18 protein-coding genes are annotated in these 16,780 nt (G+C 65.5%); 5 read left to right on the top strand and 13 right to left on the bottom strand.

The features are described 5' to 3' along the window. Positions 1 to 122 precede the first annotated feature (122 nt). Positions 123 to 1,079: a polyphosphate kinase 2 gene (ppk2, locus tag A9513_RS19445; RefSeq protein ID WP_065085371.1), complete on the top strand. Its 957-nt coding sequence runs from the start codon at positions 123 to 125 to the stop codon at positions 1,077 to 1,079. Positions 1,080 to 1,083: 4 nt separating this feature from the next. Here the strand turns inward: ppk2 and A9513_RS19440 are convergent, their stop codons facing one another. From A9513_RS19440 to A9513_RS19430, 3 genes are all read right to left on the bottom strand, one after another. Continuing rightward, entirely contained in the window at positions 1,084 to 1,851 is a 768-nt protein-coding gene (locus A9513_RS19440) for a hypothetical protein (RefSeq protein WP_065085333.1), read from the bottom strand. A 225-nt stretch (positions 1,852 to 2,076) separates the two neighbouring features. Next, the gene (locus A9513_RS19435) at positions 2,077 to 2,574 is read right to left on the bottom strand and encodes an outer membrane beta-barrel protein (RefSeq protein WP_065085332.1); all 498 of its coding nucleotides are present in this window, start codon (positions 2,572 to 2,574) and stop codon (positions 2,077 to 2,079) included. A 189-nt stretch (positions 2,575 to 2,763) separates the two neighbouring features. After that, positions 2,764 to 3,453 carry a Crp/Fnr family transcriptional regulator gene (locus tag A9513_RS19430; protein WP_065085331.1) on the bottom strand — a complete coding sequence of 230 codons (690 nt, stop codon included), beginning with the start codon at positions 3,451 to 3,453 and terminating at the stop codon, positions 2,764 to 2,766. Between the two features lie 74 nt (positions 3,454 to 3,527). Between A9513_RS19430 and A9513_RS19425 the strand changes: the two genes are divergently transcribed. Then, on the top strand, positions 3,528 to 4,052 hold the full coding sequence (locus A9513_RS19425) for a DUF962 domain-containing protein (RefSeq protein WP_065085330.1): 525 nt from the start codon (positions 3,528 to 3,530) through the stop codon (positions 4,050 to 4,052). 6 nt (positions 4,053 to 4,058) lie between these two features. Here A9513_RS19425 and A9513_RS19420 read toward each other — a convergent pair whose 3' ends face one another. Then, complete coding sequence (locus A9513_RS19420) at positions 4,059 to 4,847, bottom strand: helix-turn-helix domain-containing protein (RefSeq protein WP_065085329.1); 789 nt, start codon at positions 4,845 to 4,847, stop codon at positions 4,059 to 4,061. Between the two features lie 128 nt (positions 4,848 to 4,975). On the opposite strand from A9513_RS19420, the gene A9513_RS19415 reads away from it, so the two are divergent. Next, positions 4,976 to 5,377 (top strand): hypothetical protein, encoded by a 402-nt coding sequence (locus tag A9513_RS19415; protein WP_065085328.1) that lies wholly within the window; start codon positions 4,976 to 4,978, stop codon positions 5,375 to 5,377. A gap of 147 nt (positions 5,378 to 5,524) precedes the next feature. Here the strand turns inward: A9513_RS19415 and A9513_RS19410 are convergent, their stop codons facing one another. Both A9513_RS19410 and A9513_RS19405 read right to left on the bottom strand, forming a co-directional pair. Beyond that, positions 5,525 to 6,115, bottom strand: coding sequence for a 2-hydroxychromene-2-carboxylate isomerase (locus A9513_RS19410; RefSeq protein WP_065085327.1), 591 nt, complete (start codon positions 6,113 to 6,115; stop codon positions 5,525 to 5,527). 170 nt (positions 6,116 to 6,285) lie between these two features. Then, positions 6,286 to 7,014, bottom strand: a complete 729-nt coding sequence (locus A9513_RS19405; protein ID WP_024762115.1) for an SDR family oxidoreductase — start codon at positions 7,012 to 7,014, stop codon at positions 6,286 to 6,288. Positions 7,015 to 7,118: 104 nt separating this feature from the next. Here A9513_RS19405 and A9513_RS19400 point away from each other — a divergent pair, with 104 nt between their 5' ends. Further along, the gene (locus tag A9513_RS19400) at positions 7,119 to 7,691 is read left to right on the top strand and encodes a TetR/AcrR family transcriptional regulator (protein WP_065085326.1); all 573 of its coding nucleotides are present in this window, start codon (positions 7,119 to 7,121) and stop codon (positions 7,689 to 7,691) included. 159 nt (positions 7,692 to 7,850) lie between these two features. On the opposite strand, the gene A9513_RS19395 is transcribed toward A9513_RS19400, so the two are convergent. From A9513_RS19395 to A9513_RS19365, 7 genes are all read right to left on the bottom strand, one after another. Continuing rightward, a complete protein-coding gene (locus A9513_RS19395) occupies positions 7,851 to 8,600 on the bottom strand; it encodes a sulfite exporter TauE/SafE family protein (protein ID WP_024762117.1) in 750 nt (249 codons plus the stop codon). Between the two features lie 175 nt (positions 8,601 to 8,775). Then, the gene (locus A9513_RS19390; protein WP_065085325.1) at positions 8,776 to 9,765 is read right to left on the bottom strand and encodes a sulfate/molybdate ABC transporter ATP-binding protein; all 990 of its coding nucleotides are present in this window, start codon (positions 9,763 to 9,765) and stop codon (positions 8,776 to 8,778) included. Positions 9,766 to 9,779: 14 nt separating this feature from the next. Next, on the bottom strand, positions 9,780 to 10,652 hold the full coding sequence (gene cysW, locus A9513_RS19385) for a sulfate ABC transporter permease subunit CysW (RefSeq protein WP_065085324.1): 873 nt from the start codon (positions 10,650 to 10,652) through the stop codon (positions 9,780 to 9,782). A gap of 10 nt (positions 10,653 to 10,662) precedes the next feature. Continuing rightward, a complete protein-coding gene (gene cysT / locus A9513_RS19380; protein WP_017520777.1) occupies positions 10,663 to 11,481 on the bottom strand; it encodes a sulfate ABC transporter permease subunit CysT in 819 nt (272 codons plus the stop codon). A 120-nt stretch (positions 11,482 to 11,601) separates the two neighbouring features. After that, positions 11,602 to 12,600: a sulfate ABC transporter substrate-binding protein gene (locus A9513_RS19375; protein ID WP_024762120.1), complete on the bottom strand. Its 999-nt coding sequence runs from the start codon at positions 12,598 to 12,600 to the stop codon at positions 11,602 to 11,604. A gap of 171 nt (positions 12,601 to 12,771) precedes the next feature. Further along, entirely contained in the window at positions 12,772 to 12,954 is a 183-nt protein-coding gene (oscA, locus tag A9513_RS19370; RefSeq protein ID WP_017520779.1) for a sulfur starvation response protein OscA, read from the bottom strand. A gap of 139 nt (positions 12,955 to 13,093) precedes the next feature. Next, a complete protein-coding gene (locus A9513_RS19365) occupies positions 13,094 to 15,367 on the bottom strand; it encodes a bifunctional diguanylate cyclase/phosphodiesterase (protein WP_024762121.1) in 2,274 nt (757 codons plus the stop codon). Between the two features lie 179 nt (positions 15,368 to 15,546). On the opposite strand from A9513_RS19365, the gene desA reads away from it, so the two are divergent. Then, entirely contained in the window at positions 15,547 to 16,728 is a 1,182-nt protein-coding gene (gene desA, locus A9513_RS19360; protein WP_024762122.1) for a delta-9 fatty acid desaturase DesA, read from the top strand. Positions 16,729 to 16,780 lie beyond the last annotated feature (52 nt).

Here is a 16,780-nt window from a genome sequence, read left to right as displayed (position 1 = left end):
TCCCCTGACCACTCAATGTCTCACCGGAGGAGACCATGTCCGAGACCGTCACCCGCAGAACCGCCGCGGTACGCCGTGCCAACAAGACTGCCAGCCGGGCGCCGGCCGCCGCCAAGCCACCGATGACCGATGGCGCGGAGGAAATCCGTGCCCAGAGCCATGGCCCGGTTGCGCTGAAAGTGGCCATGGCGCCCCGCGGCAGCAACGAGGACTCCACGTCCGCCGAGCTGCCGGCCCTCTACCCTTACCGCAAGCGGCTGCAGCGCAGGGAATACGAACATCTCAAGGAGCAGTTGCAGGTCGAGCTGCTGAAGGTGCAAAGCTGGGTGAAGGAGACCGGCCAGCGCGTCGTCGTGCTGTTCGAGGGCCGTGACGCCGCGGGCAAGGGCGGCACGATCAAACGCTTCATGGAGCACCTCAACCCGCGTGGCGCGCGGGTCATCGCCCTGGAGAAACCCAGCGACGCCGAGCGCGGCCAGTGGTACTTCCAGCGCTACATCCAGCACCTGCCCACGGCCGGGGAGATCGTCTTCTTCGACCGCTCCTGGTACAACCGCGCCGGCGTCGAGCGGGTGATGGGCTTCTGCTCGCCGCGCCAGTACCTGGAGTTCATGCAGCAGACACCGGAGCTGGAGCGCATGCTGGTGCGCAACGGCATCCTGGTCTTCAAGTACTGGTTCTCGGTGAGCCGCGAGGAGCAACTGCGCCGTTTCGTCTCGCGCCGCGACGACCCGCTCAAGCACTGGAAGCTGTCACCCATCGACATCCAGTCGCTGGACAAGTGGGATGACTACACCCAGGCCAAGGAAGCGATGTTCTTCCACACCGACACCGCCGATGCGCCCTGGGTGGTGATCAAGTCCGACGACAAGAAGCGTGCGCGCCTCAACTGCCTGCGGCACTTCCTGCACACGCTGGATTACCCCGGCAAGGACGAGAAGATCGCCCACGCGCCTGACCCGCTGCTGGTCGGCCGGGCCGCCGACCTGGACCGTGACGAGATGCAGGCGCCGCCTGTGGTGGAGAGTGCTGCCGCGGTACCCGAGGCGGAGCCGGAACCCGAGGCGATCCCGGCCTGAGGCGCTACTGCTGGCTGATCAGCATGAGCTGGCCGGAAACGGCGCGGGCGTTGCGGTCGACGATGATCGGGGCCCAGGGACGGCCGGAAGCGCTGACGCCGCTGTTGCTCTTGCTGTTCATGTCCAGCAGCGCCTTGCTCAGGTATTCCCAGCGGGTGCGCAGTTTCTTGGTCGCATCGCTATCGGGCAACTGATCGATGCGCTGGGTCAGCAGCGGCACCAGCAAGCTCTCGTCCTGGCCGAGGTATTCCTGCGGCTGCTCGCGGGCCAGCTCCAGGCCGCTGATGTACGCGCGGCCCAGGTACTGGGTGGCCAGGTACTCGACGCGCACCGGCAGTTCCCACAGCGGAATCTGATTGGCGTCGGCGCTAGCCGGCACGAAGCGCTCGACCTGGTTGAGCAGCTCGCGCAGGGCACGGCTCAGGTCCTGGTTGTAGCGCCAGGGCAGGTCTTCTTCCTTGGGGCCGTAGGAAACGCCATTGCGAATCTGCGTTACGAATTCCGCATGGGCCTTCTTGAGGGCGTCGTCGGCCTTGGGGTAGCCCTTGACCGCCTTGTCCAGGGTGGCCAGGTCCTTCTCCAGCTGGGCGGCGTGGGTTTCCTGGAAGCCTTCGCCGCGCAGCAGCAACAGGCTGTTGATCGAGCGGCAGGTGTAGACCTGCAGGGTCTGCAATTGCAGTTCCTCGCTGGGCAGGTTGGCCTGGGCGGCGAGGGAGAGGAGTCCGAAACAGCACAGCAGGAAACCGCGATAGACATCGAGCTTTCGGAACATGGCGGAGGCGTCCTTCTTGTTATTGTGAGCTGCCTGATTCGCCCGGGCGCGTGTTCTCTGGCGCCAGAAATGCAGCTATCCCTAGGCTAGCTGCGAACCTTGCCGCTGCAACCGTCCGAAAGAGTGATTTGTGCAGTTGAACCGGTGCCGGCGGAAGGTTCGGGAGGGGGAGGACTGCTCTGGGGAGAGCCGAACCTCCGCCGGGCTTTGCGGGGCAGACGGGCGTCAGAAGCGCCAGTAGGCCGAAAGGGTGGTCTGGTCGAGGTCGATGTCGCCGATGTCCAGGTACTCCTGCTCCAGGCGCACGCCCAGGCCGCCGATCACATCCATTTCACCGCCGAAACCGTAGAGCGCGTCCACGTCGTCGGATTTGCCGGCGGCATCGTCATCAGCGTGCCAGGCATGCACGCCGGCGATGCCGTACAGGCGGATGCGCTGGCCGATGGGGACGCCCAGGTGGACGTTGGCTTGCAGCGACTCGCCGTCGAAGTGCTTCTTGCCGTCGCTCATGTCACCGAAGTCGACCACTGCGCCTTCCAGGGACAGGTAATTGTTGAAGCGGTAGCCGGCGTACAGCTTGTAGCTGTTGTCGTGGTCATCGAAGGACCGCTCGTCGATCTCGAGGCGGGTCACGCCGCCACCGACGTAGAGGCCGCTGTCGTCGGCCATCGCCAGGGCCGGAGCGGTCAGGGCGAGGGCGCAGAGGAGTTTCGAAAGGCGCATAGGATTCCCTTGCGGCCGGCGCGTGGCGCTGGCCGCCTTGCTGTCATGCTGAAGGTTCGGGTACCGGCTCGGCGCTGACGGATGGGGGCCAGCGCGGCGGCGGGTGCATTAGAACGAGGGGGCGACGGGCTCGACCATCGTAGGTTGTCGAGACTCGCCTGGCTTTTTTTCTAGACGGGCCGGCAGAGGTCAGACGTGGGCCGCCTGGCGCAGGCGTTCGCGGTCGAGGATCTCGATGCCGCCGTAGCTCAGGCGCACGATGCCCTGGGCTTCCAGGTCCTTGAGGATCTGGTTGGTGGTCTGCCGTGACAGCGAGAGCATGGCCGCCAACTGCTCCTGGGGCAGGTGCAGCTCGCGCTTGGCAGTGGCCGACTCGCCGTAGCCCTCGGCGATCATCAGCAGGCGCCGGGCCAGGCGCGGCGCGGCGGGCAGCAGCGACAGCTCTTCCAGTACGGCGAAGGTGATGCGCAGCTTGTGGCTCATCAGCAGGGCGAAGTCGCGCCAGTATTCCGGGTGCTGCGCCAGCAGCGCCTGCAGCGGCGCCAGGGGCACCTGCAACAGCACGGTGGCACCTTCGGCGTAGGCGTCGTGGGTGCGCGGCTGGCCGTCGAACAGGCAGATCTCGCCGAACCAGTTGGGCGCTTCCACCAGGGCCAGCAGCGCTTCCTTGCCGCTCTCGCCGACCACGCTGACGCGCATCGCCCCATCCACCACGCAATACAGGCCGCACGGCGCGTCGCCACGGGCGAACAGGCGCTGGCCGGCGGGCAGGCGGCGCACCAGGGCGGCTTCGCACAGGGCCTGGCGCAGACCCTCGGGCAGGGTCTGGAACCAGCGGCCTTCCGGCAGGCGGGCGAGGTAGGGCTTGGCGTCGGTCATGGGTAATGTCGGCTAGCTGACAGAGTGGCGAGGCGCACATCGCCATGATGCCAGTACCTTGCGGGAGAACAACAATGAAAACGCTCGTCGACCACCTTGCCCAATATGCCGCCTACCATCGTGACCGGCGGAACATCGTCAGCCATTTCATCGGCATCCCGATGATCGTGCTGGCCATCGCTACCCTGCTGTCGCGCCCCGGCTTCGAGCTGGGCGGCCTGCTGGTCTCACCGGCCACGCTGCTGGCGCTTGCCTCTGTCGTTTTCTACCTGCGCCTGGACCTGCGCTTCGGCCTGCTGATGACTGCGCTGCTGGCGCTGTCGCTGTGGATCGGCGCCGCATTCGCAGCCGGCACCACGGCATCCTGGCTTGCCTGGGGGATCGGCCTGTTCGTGGTGGGCTGGATCATCCAGTTCGTCGGCCACTGGTATGAGGGGCGCAAGCCGGCGTTCGTCGATGACCTCACCGGGCTGATCGTCGGCCCGCTGTTCGTCGCTGCCGAAGCGGCCTTCCTGCTTGGCCTGCGCGACGAAGTGCGCCACGCCGTGGAAGAGCGCGCCGGCCCCACCTGCATCCGCGAGAAGAAGGCGACCGCCTGATTCAGCTCATTCTGTGTCGCTGAGCTGGCGCAGGATCCGGGCGCTGTCGGGGTCGGCCGGGAAGAAGGTTTCCAGCGCCAGCTCCGACAGCGTCACGTCCACCGGCGTGCCGAACACCGTGATGGTGCCGATCAGGCTGCAGACGCCCAGCTCCGTCTGCAATTGCACCGGGATCAGCACCATGTCGCCGCTGGCTGCCTCGTCGTAGGGCGGCGCCGGATAGGCGGCCACCTCGTCGCGCAACGCCGCCAATGCCGGGTCGCCGCTGGCCTCGTAGTCGCGCTGCAAGCGCTCCACTACATGCGCCTTCCACGGCCCGAGATTGAGGATGCGCGGCGCCAGGCCCTTGGGGTGCAGGCTCATGCGCAGCACGTTGATCGGCGGCTGCAGCAGCTCCGGGGCGACGCCGAGCAGAAAGATATCCACCGTGCGGTTGGACGCCAGCAGATTCCAGTGGCGGTCCACAACCATCGCCGGGTTCGGCTCGTGGGCCTTGAGCAACTGGTCGATGGCCTGTTTCGCCACGGTCAGCGCCGGATCGTCCAGGCCTTTCTCCGAATACACCGGGGCGTAGCCCGCCGCGCTGAGCAGGCGGTTGCGCTCGCGCAGCGGAATGTCCAGTTGCTCCGCCAGGTGCAGGAGCATCTCGCGGCTGGGCAGGGCGCGTCCGGTTTCGACGAAGCTCAGGTGGCGCGTGGAGATATCCGCGTCGCAGGCGAGGTCGAGCTGGCTGAGTCGGCGGCGCTGGCGCCATTGGCGGAGCAGGGCGCCGACAGGTTGGGCTGGGCTGTTCATGGGAGGCAACGATAGACCTCCCGCTTCGATGCGGCCATTACCTGGCAGGTAATCGACGGGCTTACGCCAGGGGCGGATTCTTCAGCCACACGCTGCCAACCGGTGGCGACACTTGAAGGAGCTTTGCCATGACTTTGCTGCAACCGTCCCCGCTGCTTCGCCTCACCCTGAAAGTCGACGCCCTGGCCGGTGGCGCCATGGGCCTGCTGATGGCCGTGGCTGCACAACCGCTGGGCGAGCTGCTGGGCCTGCCCTTCGTTCTGTTGCTGGTGGCCGGCATCGTCCTGTTGCCGCTGGCGCTGGTGCTCTACTGGATGTCCAATCAGCCGGCGCTGTCGCGCACCGGAGTCTGGGCCGTGATCGCGCTGAACGCGCTGTGGGTGGTGGAGAGCGCTGCCCTGCTGGTGACCGGCTATGTGCAGCCGACCGCCCTGGGCTATGCCTTCGTCATCGGCCAGGCGCTGGTGGTCCTGCTGTTCGCCGAACTGGAGTTCTTCGGCCTGCGTCGCTCGGCTGTCCTGGCGCTGTGATGTTCGCGAGCTAGAACTAGGCGTCCCCCTCGCTCCTACAGGGCTGCATCGGTGGGCTTTTCGTAGGAGCGAGCTTGCTCGCGAACCGCTTCCTGCCGGCGGATAACCTGTTCCAGGTTATGCGCCCTACGGTACTCGAGAACCGCTTTACGCCAGCGCTTCGCGAACGAAATCCAGACGATCCTGGCCGAAGAACATCTCGTTGCCGACGAAGAAGGTCGGCGCTCCGAACATGCCGCGCTTGATCGCCGCTTCGGTGTTGGCCTTCAGCGCATCCTTCACTTCCTGCTCGGCGGTCAGCGCCAGCAGCGCCTGCGGGTCGAAGCCCGCCTCGGCCAGCAACGGGCCGAGCACCGCCGGGTCGCCCAGGTTCAGCGCATCCACCCACATACCCTTGAACACGCAGGCCAGCAGCGCCTCGAAACGCTCCGGCTGGCGCAGTTGTACGCCGGTGGCGGCACGCATCAGGGTGAGGGTGTTGATCGGGAAGTGCGGGTTCATCTTCATCGGCACGCCATAGCGGCGGGCGAAGCGGGTCATGTCGATCAGCGTGTAGCGACCCTTGGCCGGCACGGCGATGGGCGAGGCGTTGCCGGTGGCCTGGAACACGCCGCCCAGCAGGACCGGGCGGTAGACCAGCTCGGCGCCGGATTCGGCGCAGATGCCCGGCAGTTGGGTATAAGCCAGGTAGGACGTCGGGCTGCCGAAGTCGAAGTAGAACTCGACGGATTTGCTCATGAGTGGCTCTCTCTTTTTATGTGGGTTCGCAAAATCGGCATATGACCTTGCGAGCTAGCGCCAGGCTAGGCGGAATTCAGCAGAGGCGCGGAGTTTACGTTTGTAGATGAGCAGCCCCTGCTGGACTCCAACGACGCCTGGCCGACGCGCAGCTAGTCGTCTGCCGATTTTTACCAGCGCTCGATCCAGGGGCGGAGATCGAGTTCGAAGGTCCAGGCATCGCGCGGTTGCGAATGCAAATACCAGTAGCTGTCGGCGATGTGCTCGGGGTCGAGGATGCCGTCCTGGTCCTTCTGCGCGTACTTCTGCGGGAAGTTCTCGCGGATGAATTCGGTGTCGATGGCGCCGTCCACCACCACGTGGCCGACGTGCAGGCCCATCGGCCCCAGTTCGCGGGCCATGCTCTGGGCCAGGGCGCGGATGCCGTGCTTGGCGCCGGCGAAGGCGGCGAAGCCCGAGGCGCCGCGCAGGCCGGCCGTGGCGCCGGTGAACAGGATGGTGCCGCGCTGGCGCTTGACCATGCGCTTGGCCACTTCGCGGCCGGTGAGGAAGCCGGAGAAGCAGGCCATCTCCCAGATCTTGAAGTACTTGCGCGCGGTCTCTTCGAGGATGCTGCAGGGTACGTTGGCGCCGATATTGAAGACGAAGGCTTCGATGGGGCCGATGTCGCGCTCGATGGTCTCCACCAGTTCGATCACCGCTTCTTCCTTGCGGGCGTCGGAGGCAAAGCCGTGGGCCTCGCCGCCTTCGGCGCGGATGGCATCCACCAGCGGCTGCAGTTTGTCCGCCGAGCGCCGGGTGACGCAGGCGACGTAGCCTTCGCGGGCGAAACGGCGGGCGATGGCGCCGCCGGTGGCATCGCCGGCGCCGATCACCAGGACGACTTTCTTGTTCGACATTCTCGTTTCCTCTGGGGTGCGCGAAATTTGGTAAACGGTCGTTAGGTAAACGAACGTTATGTTAATATTCGACGCATCGTCAACCGCTTCGACGGAGGCGCTCCATGCGCTACTCAGCAACCCACAAGGAAGAAACCCGCCAGCGCCTGCTCGACAGCAGCGGCTCGCTCGCCAAGCAGGGCGGTTTCGCCACCACCGGCGTGGACGGGCTGATGAAGGCCGTGGGGCTGTCCGGCGGGGCGTTCTACAACCACTTCGGTTCGAAGGACGAACTGTTCGCCGCCATCGTCGAGCGCGAGCTGAGCCAGAGCGTCGAGCGCCTCGCGGCGAAGGGCAAGGTGCTCGACCGCGCGCGCCTGGAGCGCGGGTTGAAGCGCTACCTGAACGTCACCCATGTGCAGGATTCGGCTGCCGGTTGCGCGATTCCGGCGCTGGGCGCGGAGATTGCCCGCGCCGACGAGTCAGTGCGACAAAGCGCCGAGGATGCGCTGGTGGAATTGCAGCAGGCCTGGGCTGAGGTGCTGGGTTCGGCGGAAGACGCCTGGGCATTGCTGGCGCAGTGCGTCGGCGCGCTGGTGCTGGCGCGCATGGTGGCCAGCGAACAGGCACAGAAGGCGATCGTCGAGTCGAGCCGGGATTTCCTGCTACAGCATCTGGACGAAGCTGTGCGGGATTAACACTTACAGGAGCGAGGGGACGCCTCGTTCTTGCTCGCGAACAAACCCTCGCTCGGGGCCGGGTTCGCGAGGCCGAATCCGTTCCCTTCGGATAACGGCATTCCCCACATCCCTGTGGGTCACAAGCTCGCTCCTACAGAAAAGCAATCCGGCGCGAGATCAAATACCGCGAACTGCGAGGTCCGCGCCCAGCAGCAACAGCCCGCCGAAGAAGCAGCGGCGGAACGCCAGCGGGCTGATCCGCGAACGCAGCCAGGTGCCCAGGTACATGCCTGCCAGCGCCGGCAGCAGGGCCAGTAGGGACAAGCCGAGCACATCCGCCTGCAACAGCGAGCCGTGCTGGCTGAGGGTGATCGCCAGGGCCAGCGTCGAGACGGTGAACGACAGCCCCAGTGCCTGCACCAGATCGTCCTTCTCCAGGTCGAGGGCCTGTAGGAAAGGCACGGCGGGAATCACGAAGACGCCGGTCACGGCGGTGACGCCGCCGGTGATCAGACCGATCACCGGCGATAGCCAGCGCTCGTGCTGCGGCGCCACGCTGAAGCGTTGGTTCGACAGTCCCAGCAACGCATAGAGGATCAGCGCCACGCCCAGCAGCGGCGTGGCTGCCGGCCAGTTTTCCCCCGCCAGGAGCCAACCCACCGCCAGCGTTCCGACGACGATGCCGAGCAGCATCCCCCACAACCGTTTGAACAACCCGAGGAAGCGCGGGCCGGCAGCCAGCTGCCAGATATTGGTGACGGTGGAGGGGACGACCAGGATCGCGGCAGCCTGCATCGGCGGCATCACCAGCCCGAGCAGCCCGACGGCGACCGTGGGCAGGCCGAGCCCGACCACGCCCTTCACCAGGCCGGCGAGGAGGAAGGTGAGGACGATCAGTTCGAGGTGTTGCGGGAGGGCGTCGAACATGGCCGGGCCTTGTTGAAAGCAAGGCCGGCAGGATACGAGGGATTGGCAGTCAGGGGAAAGCGCGGGTGGCTCTCTGTAGGAGCGAGGAGGACGCTCAGTTCTTGCTCGCGAACCCGGCCCCGTAGCGGAGATGTTCGCGAGCAAGCTCGCTCCTACAGAAAAGCGGTTTGCCGGATCAGATGTTGGCCACCGGCTGATACGCCTTCGGCTTGAAGTACAGCGTCTCGCCACGTTCCAGGCCAGTCAGGCTGTCGTGGTCCTTCACCACTTCGGCCTCGATCAGCTCGTCCTGGCCGTCGACCTTGAGGGTCACGCGGGTGATCGCGCCCAGCGGGCGGATGTCGCGGACCTCGGCGGCGCGGTGCTCGGCCACTTCGGAGCGCGACAGCGAGATCTCGTGCGGGCGGAACAGCACGTGCTCGTCCCCGCCGAGGTGCAGGCGGTTGGAGTCGCCGAGGAAGTGGTAGACGAAGTCGCTGGCCGGGTTCTCGTAGACCTCGCCCGGCGAGCCGATCTGCTCGATCACGCCCTTGTTCATCACCACGATGCGGTCGGCGACTTCCATCGCTTCTTCCTGGTCGTGGGTGACGAACACGCTGGTCAAGTTGATCTCCTCGTGCAGGCGCGCGAGCCAGCGGCGCAGCTCCTTGCGCACCTTGGCGTCGAGGGCGCCGAAAGGTTCGTCGAGCAGCAGGATCTTCGGCTCCACCGCCAGGGCGCGGGCCAGGGCGATACGCTGGCGCTGGCCGCCGGAGAGCTGCTCCGGGTAGCGGTCGGCGAGCCAGTCCAGCTGCACCATGTTCAGCAGTTCGTGGACCTTCTCGGCGATGCGCGCTTCGCTTGGGCGTTCCTTCTTCGGTTTCATGCGCAGGCCGAAGGCGACGTTGTCGAACACTGTCATATGGCGGAACAGCGCGTAATGCTGGAACACGAAGCCGACGTTGCGATCGCGCACGTCGTGCTGCGAAACGTCTTCGCCGTGGAAGACGATTTTGCCGGCGTCCGGGGTTTCCAGGCCGGCGATGATGCGCAGCAGGGTGGTCTTGCCGCAGCCGGACGGGCCGAGCAGGGCGACCAGCTCGCCGCTGTGGATGTCCAGGTTGATGTCGTTCAGCGCCTTGAAGGCGTTGAAGTTCTTGCTGACGTTACGGATCTCGATGCTCATGGCTGGGCTCTCACTTATTCATCGTCAGCTTTGACTTTGGTGCGGGACAGGCGCGATTCGCTCCACTGCTTGAGCAGCAGGATGACGAGGGCCATCAGCAGCAACAGGGTGGCAACGCTGAAAGCGGCGACGTGGTTGTACTCGTTGTAGAGGATTTCGACGTGCAGCGGCAGGGTGTTGGTGACGCCGCGGATGTGCCCGGAGACCACCGACACGGCGCCGAACTCGCCCATGGCCCGCGCGGTGCACAGCACAACGCCGTAGATCAGGCCCCATTTGATGTTCGGCAGGGTCACGTGCCAGAACATCTGCCAGCCGTTGGCGCCGAGCAGGCGCGCGGCTTCTTCTTCCTGGGTGCCCTGTTCCTGCATCAGCGGGATCAGTTCGCGGGCGACGAAGGGGAAGGTAACGAAAATGGTGGCCAGGACGATGCCGGGCACGGCGAAGACGATCTGGATGTCGTGCTCGCTCAGCCACTCGCCAAAGTAGCCCTGGGCGCCGAACAGCAGCACGTAGATCAGGCCGGCGATCACCGGCGAAACCGAGAACGGCAGGTCGATCAGGGTGACCAGGATGCTCTTGCCGGGGAACTCGAACTTGGTCACGCACCAGGCGGCGGCGACGCCGAACACCAGGTTCAGCGGCACCGAGATGCCCACGGCGATCAACGTCAGCTTCAGCGCGGCCAGTGCGTCGGGCTCCAGGATGGCTTCGAAGAAGGTGCCGAAGCCCTGCTTCAGCGCCTCGCTCAGCACCACGCACAGCGGTAGCAGCAGGAACAGCGCGAAGGCCAGCCAGGCCAGCGCGATCAGGGCGCGGCGGCCCCAGACATTACCCCGGCGAGCAGCGTTGGCAGCGGCCGCGGCGGAAAGGCTTGCGGTACTCATGGCGCGCTCCTCAGGGCGTTTCGATGCGGCGCTGCAGCAGGTTGATCAGCAGCAGCAGGACGAAGGCGACGACCAGCATCAGCACGCCGATGGCGGTGGCGCCGGTGTAGTCGTACTGGTCCAGCTTGACCATGATCAGCAGCGGCAGGATCTCGGTCTTCATCGGCATGTTGCCGGCGATGAAAATCACCGAGCCGTACTCGCCGACGCCGCGGGCGAAGGCCAGGGCGAAGCCGGTCAACCAGGCGGGGAGCAACGCCGGCAGCAGCACGTGACGGAATACCTGCAGCGGCTTGGCGCCCAGGCAGGCGGCGGCTTCTTCCACTTCACGCGGTATGTCCGCCAGCACCGGCTGCACCGTGCGCACCACGAAGGGCAGGACCACGAAGGTCAGCGCCAGGGTGATGCCCAGCGGGGTATAGGCGATCTTCAGGCCGATCTCGGTGGCGAAGCGCCCGACCAGGCCGTTGGGCGCATACAGCGCGGTGAGCGCGATGCCGGCCACGGCGGTGGGCAAGGCGAAAGGCAGGTCGATCATCGCGTCGATGATCTTGCGGCCGGGGAAGCGGTAGCGCACCAGCACCCAGGCCAGCAGCGTGCCGATCACGCCGTTGATCAGGGCGGCGATCAGCGCGGTGCCGAAGCTCAGCTTGAGCGCGGCGATGACGCGCGGCGCGGTGATGATGGTCCAGAACTGATCCCAGGAAAGCTGGGTCGTCTTGAGGAACATGGCCCCCAGCGGAATCAGCACCAACAGGCTGAGGTACACCAGGGTGTAGCCCAGAGTCAGCCCGAAGCCGGGTATGACCGGGGAGATGCGTCGCGACATTGTCTGTCCTTTCTCGTGAACGCGTTAAGCCCCCGCCATGGGGCGGGGGTTTTCGTTCCGGCGGGCTGTGCACCGCACGCCGGATCGGACCGCCCGGCGCAGTGCCGGGCGGGTGGCGCATCACTGCGCCTGGTAGATCTTGTCGAAGATGCCGCCGTCGTTGAAGAACTTCGGCTGTGCGGATTTCCAGCCGCCGAAGTCCTTGTCGATGGTCACCAGGTTCAGTTTCGGGAACTGGCTGGCGAACTCGGCAGCGACCTTGGCATCACGCGGGCGGTAGAAGTTCTGCGCGGCGATGCGCTGGCCTTCTTCGCTGTACAGGTACTTCAGGTATTCCTCGGCGACCTTGCGGGTGCCTTTCTTGTCGACGGTCTTGTCGACCACGGCCACCGGCGGTTCGGCCAGGATCGAGATGGACGGAACGACGATCTCGAAGTTCTCGCCACCCTGTTCCTTCTTGGCCAGGAAGGCTTCGTTCTCCCAGGCCAGCAGTACGTCGCCAATGTTGTTGTTGACGAAGGTGATGGTCGAACCGCGGGCGCCAGTGTCCAGAACCGGGACGTGCTTGTACAGGTTCTGCACGTATTCTTGGGCTTTCTCGTCGCTACCGTATTGCTTCTTGGCCCAGGCCCAGGCGGCCAGGAAGTTCCAGCGGGCGCCGCCGGAGGTCTTCGGGTTCGGGGTGATGACTTCCACGCCCTGCTTGGTCAGGTCGCCCCAGTCCTTGATGCCCTTGGGGTTGCCCTTGCGGACCAGGAACACGATGGTCGAGGTGTAGGGCGTGCTGTTGTCGGGCAGGCGTGCCTGCCAGTCGGCGGGAAGCAGCTTGCCCAGCTTGTTCAGTTCGTCGATGTCGCCGGCCAGGGCCAGGGTCACCACGTCGGCCTTCAGGCCGTCGATCACGGCGCGGGCCTGCTTGCCCGAGCCACCGTGGGATTGCTGCACGGTCAGGTCATCACCGCCCTGGGCCTTCCAGTGCTTGATGAAGGCGGCGTTGTAGGCCTGGTACAGCTCGCGGGTCGGGTCGTAGGAAACGTTCAGCAGTTGGGTGGCGGCGGATACCGGGCCGGCAATCAGGGCGCTGGCCAGTGCGGCCAGGGCGAAACGGCGGATGGACATGTGCAGCTCCTGAAAAAATGCAGTTCTTTATGTTTGTTGGGCAGGGTCTTTCGGGGGAGGGGCGTTGTCAGCCACGCATTCGCGGCTGACAGCTGCAGTACCGGTGGGGCAGTTTGCTCATGGCGAGGCTCCGGTGGTCCAGTCATGCCCCTTGATAAAGGGACGAAAGGCTCAGGCGGGCTTGCCCGGGCTCTGTTGCAGGCGGAATTTTTCCTTGCGCTCGATCTGCACGACCTGGCCGTTGTGCACGGTGATCTCGACGGCGCCGAAACGCAGGCCACGCAGGGCGCTCTGCACTTCGCGCAGGATGTTGGCTTCGTCCTGGCCGTCCAGGCTACGGAGGGTTGCGCTCATGGGTATCTGCTCCTAATGGGTTGACCACCGGCCGATTCACCAACGGCGCGTGCGGTGTGAGCGCATAGTAAGCAGGAGCTGGATATTCTTAAAAATACTGTTTAAGAATTTTTATATATCAGAAAGTTTTTAGCCTGTTTTAGGCCGTGTCGCGCGGCAATTGCGGCAGCAGGAGCTCGGCCGGCTGCGGGGCGCCGTACCAGTAGCCCTGGCCGAAATTGCAGGCATGGGTGAGGAGGAAGGCGGCCTGGTCCGGGCGTTCCACGCCCTCGGCGACCACCTGCAGCCCCATGCTCTGGCCCAGGGCGATCACTGCGCAGGCGATGGCGGCGTCCTCGGAGTCGTCCGGCAGACCAGCGACGAAGCCCTGGTCGATTTTCAGCTTGTGTACCGGCATACGCTTCAAGCGCATCAGCGAGGAATAGCCGGTGCCGAAGTCGTCGATGGCCAGGTGCACGCCCAGCAGGCGCAACTGGCAAAGCAGTTCCAGCGCCTGGTCGAAATTTTCCATCACCGCGCTTTCGGTGACTTCCAGCTCCAGGTGATGCGGTGCCAGGCCACTCTGTTCCAGGGCCAGGGCCACGCGTTCCTCCAGGCCGCCGCGGCCGAACAGTCGGCTGGAGACGTTCACAGCGATGAAGTCCAGGTGGATTCCGTCGTCCAGCCACTGGCGCATCTGCCGGCAGGCGCGCTCCAGTACCCAGGCGTCGATGGCGGTGATCAGGCCACTTTCCTCGGCCACCGGGATGAATTCGCTGGGGGCAATGAGGCCGTGTTGCGGGTGCTGCCAGCGCACCAGCGACTCGACGCCGACCATGCGGCCGCTGGCGAGGTCGTGTACCGGCTGGAAATACAGGCGCAGTTCGTCGTGGTCCAGCGCATGGCGCAGCGCCGACTCCACCTGCACGTGGGAGCGCGCGCGGGCGGTCAGCTCGGGGGTATAAAAGGCATAGAGGTTGCGTCCGCTGGCCTTGGCCTGGAACAGCGCGGCGTCGGCGTGCTGCATCAGGTGATCGACGTTGCGTGCATCCTCGGGGAACAGGCTGACGCCCAGGCTCACCGACATATAGATGAGCTGGCCATTGACCTCGAAGGGCGCGCTCATCGCCTCCAGCAGGCGCTGGGCGAGGCTGCTGGCGTGATGCGGCTGCTGGCTTTCGAGGACCACGGCGAACTCGTCGCCGCCCAGGCGCGCCAGGGAGCAGCGCTCGTCCAGGCAGTCTTCCAGGCGCTCCGCCACGGCGCGGATCAGCAGGTCGCCGATGTTGTGGCCGAGGCTGTCGTTGATGTGCTTGAAGTGGTCCAGATCGATGCTCAGCAGCGCGCCGCCGCTGCCTTCACGTTCGGCGCGGGCCAGCGCCTGCTCGATGCGCTCGCGCAGCAGCAGGCGGTTGGGCAGGCCGGTGAGCGGGTCGTGGTGGGCGAGGAAGTCCAGCTCGTGCTGGGAGCGCTTGAGGCTGCTGAGGTCGGAGAACACTGCCACATAATGCGTCAGTTCGCCTTCGTCGTTGCGCACGGCGCGGATGTGCTGCCACTGCGGGTATACCTCGCCGCTCTTGCGGCGGTTCCAGATTTCGCCGCTCCAGACACCCTGTTCATGCAGGGCGGTCCACATGCGCTGGTAGAAGGCGGCATCCTGGCGGCCGGACTTGAGCACCGAGGGCTGGCCGCCGAGCACGTCTTCGGCGCTGTAGCCGGTGATGCGCGAGAAGGAGGGGTTGATGTGCACGATCACGCCGCGAGCATCGGTGACCAGCAGGCCTTCCTGGGTCGCCTCGAACACGGCGGCGGCCTGGCGCAGGTGGTCTTCGTTGCTGCGCTGGTGGGTGATGTCGCGGTTGATACCGGTCAGGCGCAGGGGGCGGCCGTCTTCGGCGCGGGTCAGGCGGCCGCTGCTGCGGACCCAGCGATAGCTGCCGTCGCCGTGGCGGATGCGGTAGACGCACTCCAGGTGGGTGCGCAGGCCCTGGATGCAGTCCTGGTGGAGGGCGAGGATGCGCGCGCGGTCGTCCGGGTGCAGGCGGTTCTCCCAGAGCAGCAGGTCATCGCTCAGGTGCTCCAGGGGCAGGCCGATCAGGCTGGCATAGCCGGGCGAGTAGTAGACGCGCTGGGATTCCAGGTCCCAGTCCCAGATGCCGTCCTCGACCACCGCGAAGGCGCGGCTCAGGCGCTGTTCGCTGTCGGTCAGCGCGGCAAGGGCGGCGTGCTGCCGGCGAAAGTGCCGCCAGAGCAGAAAGAACAGCAGCAGGAAGGTAATCGCGAGGAAGACGTACTTCTTCAGCTCCAATGCCCGCGCCAGCGAGGCCGGGTCGCGCAGGACATTTTGTAACCATTGGTCACCCAGCCAGACCCATAGGGTGGCGGCGACCAGGTACAGGAAGCTGATGCGCAGGGCGCTGAGGCGTGGATTCATGCGGTAGTGGGTTGGAATTATTGGCTGAGCAGTATAAATGATGGCCACTTGGCCTTGTTCGTATCTAAAAGACCGGATGGTAATCCGGACCCGCTTAGTGATAATGCGGGCTGGCTTTTCCCGGCAACGCATGCCCAGCAAGGCGTTGCCCACACCCCTTCCGAGGTACAGTATCGCCTATGTGGTACAACGGTTTCCTTGATCTGTCGCCGTGGCAATTGGTGGCGGTCACCCTGATCCTGACCCATATCACCATCGTCGGTGTCACGGTCTACCTGCATCGCTATTCCGCGCACCGGGCGCTCGAACTGCACCCGGCTCTGAAGCATTTCTTCCGCTTCTGGCTGTGGCTGACCACGGCCATGAACACCCGCGAGTGGACTGCCATCCATCGCAAGCACCACGCCAAGTGCGAGACCGCCGAAGACCCGCACAGCCCGGTGTTCAAGGGCCTGGGCACCGTGCTGCGTACCGGCGCCGAGCTCTATCGCAAGGAGGCGGAGAACGCCGACACCCTGCGTATCTACGGCAAGAACTGCCCGGAAGACTGGATCGAGCGCAACCTCTACTCGCGCTTCCCCATCGGCGGCGTGGTGCTGATGGCGATCATCGACCTCGCCCTGTTCGGCGTACTCGGCATGACCGTCTGGGCCGTGCAGATGATGTGGATCCCCGTGTGGGCGGCCGGCGTGATCAACGGCCTGGGCCACGCCATCGGCTATCGCAACTTCGAGTGCCGCGACGCCGCCACCAACCTGGTGCCCTGGGGCATCCTGATCGGCGGTGAAGAACTGCACAACAACCACCACACCTACCCGAACTCGGCGAAGCTGTCGGTGAAGAAGTGGGAGTTCGACCTGGGCTGGGCCTGGATCAAGGTGTTCAGCTTCCTGCGCCTGGCCAAGGTGGCCCGCGTGGCGCCCATCGCCCACCGCGTGGAAGGCAAGGGCAGCCTGGACATGGACACCGCCATGGCGATCCTCAACAACCGCTTCCAGATCATGGCCCAGTACCGCAAATTGGTGATCGGCCCGCTGGTGAAGCAGGAACTGGCCAAGGCCGACGAGTCGGTGCGCCACCTGTTCCGTCGCGCCAAGCGACTGCTCTCGCGGGAAACCAGCCTGCTGGAAGAGCGCCATCACGCGCGCATCCAGGACCTGCTCGCGCAGAGCCAGTCCTTGCAGGTGATCTACGAGAAGCGCCTGGCGCTGCAACAGATCTGGGTGAAAACCAGCGCCAACGGCCACGACATGCTCGCCGCGATCAAGCAGTGGGTGCACGAGGCGGAAGCCAGCGGCATCCAGTCGCTGCGCGAATTCGCCGAGCAGCTGAAGACCTACTCCCTGCGCCCTGCCGTCTGAATGGCGGAAGCGTCCTAGGACGTTGAGAGATGCGTCTCAAGAAAAGCCCGCC

Origin of the sequence: Pseudomonas sp. AU12215, assembly GCF_001675465.2 — a bacterium.
Classification (GTDB): domain Bacteria; phylum Pseudomonadota; class Gammaproteobacteria; order Pseudomonadales; family Pseudomonadaceae; genus Pseudomonas; species Pseudomonas nitroreducens.
Note: the sequence above shows the minus strand (reverse complement) of the source record. Positions and strands in the feature narration are given on the sequence as shown.

Bases quoted from the DNA above. Each gene is read 5' to 3' on its own strand.
- A9513_RS19435 (WP_065085332.1), bottom strand. From the start codon at position 2,574: ATGCGCCTTTCGAAACTCCTCTGCGCCCTCGCCCTGACCGCTCCGGCC.
- A9513_RS19430 (WP_065085331.1), bottom strand. From the start codon at position 3,453: ATGACCGACGCCAAGCCCTACCTCGCCCGCCTGCCGGAAGGCCGCTGG.
- desA (WP_024762122.1), top strand. From the start codon at position 15,547: ATGTGGTACAACGGTTTCCTTGATCTGTCGCCGTGGCAATTGGTGGCG.
- A9513_RS19420 (WP_065085329.1), bottom strand. From the start codon at position 4,847: ATGAACAGCCCAGCCCAACCTGTCGGCGCCCTGCTCCGCCAATGGCGC.
- A9513_RS19375 (WP_024762120.1), bottom strand. From the start codon at position 12,600: ATGTCCATCCGCCGTTTCGCCCTGGCCGCACTGGCCAGCGCCCTGATT.
- A9513_RS19415 (WP_065085328.1), top strand. From the start codon at position 4,976: ATGACTTTGCTGCAACCGTCCCCGCTGCTTCGCCTCACCCTGAAAGTC.
- A9513_RS19390 (WP_065085325.1), bottom strand. From the start codon at position 9,765: ATGAGCATCGAGATCCGTAACGTCAGCAAGAACTTCAACGCCTTCAAG.
- cysW (WP_065085324.1), bottom strand. From the start codon at position 10,652: ATGAGTACCGCAAGCCTTTCCGCCGCGGCCGCTGCCAACGCTGCTCGC.
- cysT (WP_017520777.1), bottom strand. From the start codon at position 11,481: ATGTCGCGACGCATCTCCCCGGTCATACCCGGCTTCGGGCTGACTCTG.
- A9513_RS19405 (WP_024762115.1), bottom strand. From the start codon at position 7,014: ATGTCGAACAAGAAAGTCGTCCTGGTGATCGGCGCCGGCGATGCCACC.
- A9513_RS19440 (WP_065085333.1), bottom strand. From the start codon at position 1,851: ATGTTCCGAAAGCTCGATGTCTATCGCGGTTTCCTGCTGTGCTGTTTC.
- oscA (WP_017520779.1), bottom strand. From the start codon at position 12,954: ATGAGCGCAACCCTCCGTAGCCTGGACGGCCAGGACGAAGCCAACATC.
- A9513_RS19365 (WP_024762121.1), bottom strand. From the start codon at position 15,367: ATGAATCCACGCCTCAGCGCCCTGCGCATCAGCTTCCTGTACCTGGTC.
- A9513_RS19425 (WP_065085330.1), top strand. From the start codon at position 3,528: ATGAAAACGCTCGTCGACCACCTTGCCCAATATGCCGCCTACCATCGT.
- ppk2 (WP_065085371.1), top strand. From the start codon at position 123: ATGACCGATGGCGCGGAGGAAATCCGTGCCCAGAGCCATGGCCCGGTT.
- A9513_RS19400 (WP_065085326.1), top strand. From the start codon at position 7,119: ATGCGCTACTCAGCAACCCACAAGGAAGAAACCCGCCAGCGCCTGCTC.
- A9513_RS19410 (WP_065085327.1), bottom strand. From the start codon at position 6,115: ATGAGCAAATCCGTCGAGTTCTACTTCGACTTCGGCAGCCCGACGTCC.
- A9513_RS19395 (WP_024762117.1), bottom strand. From the start codon at position 8,600: ATGTTCGACGCCCTCCCGCAACACCTCGAACTGATCGTCCTCACCTTC.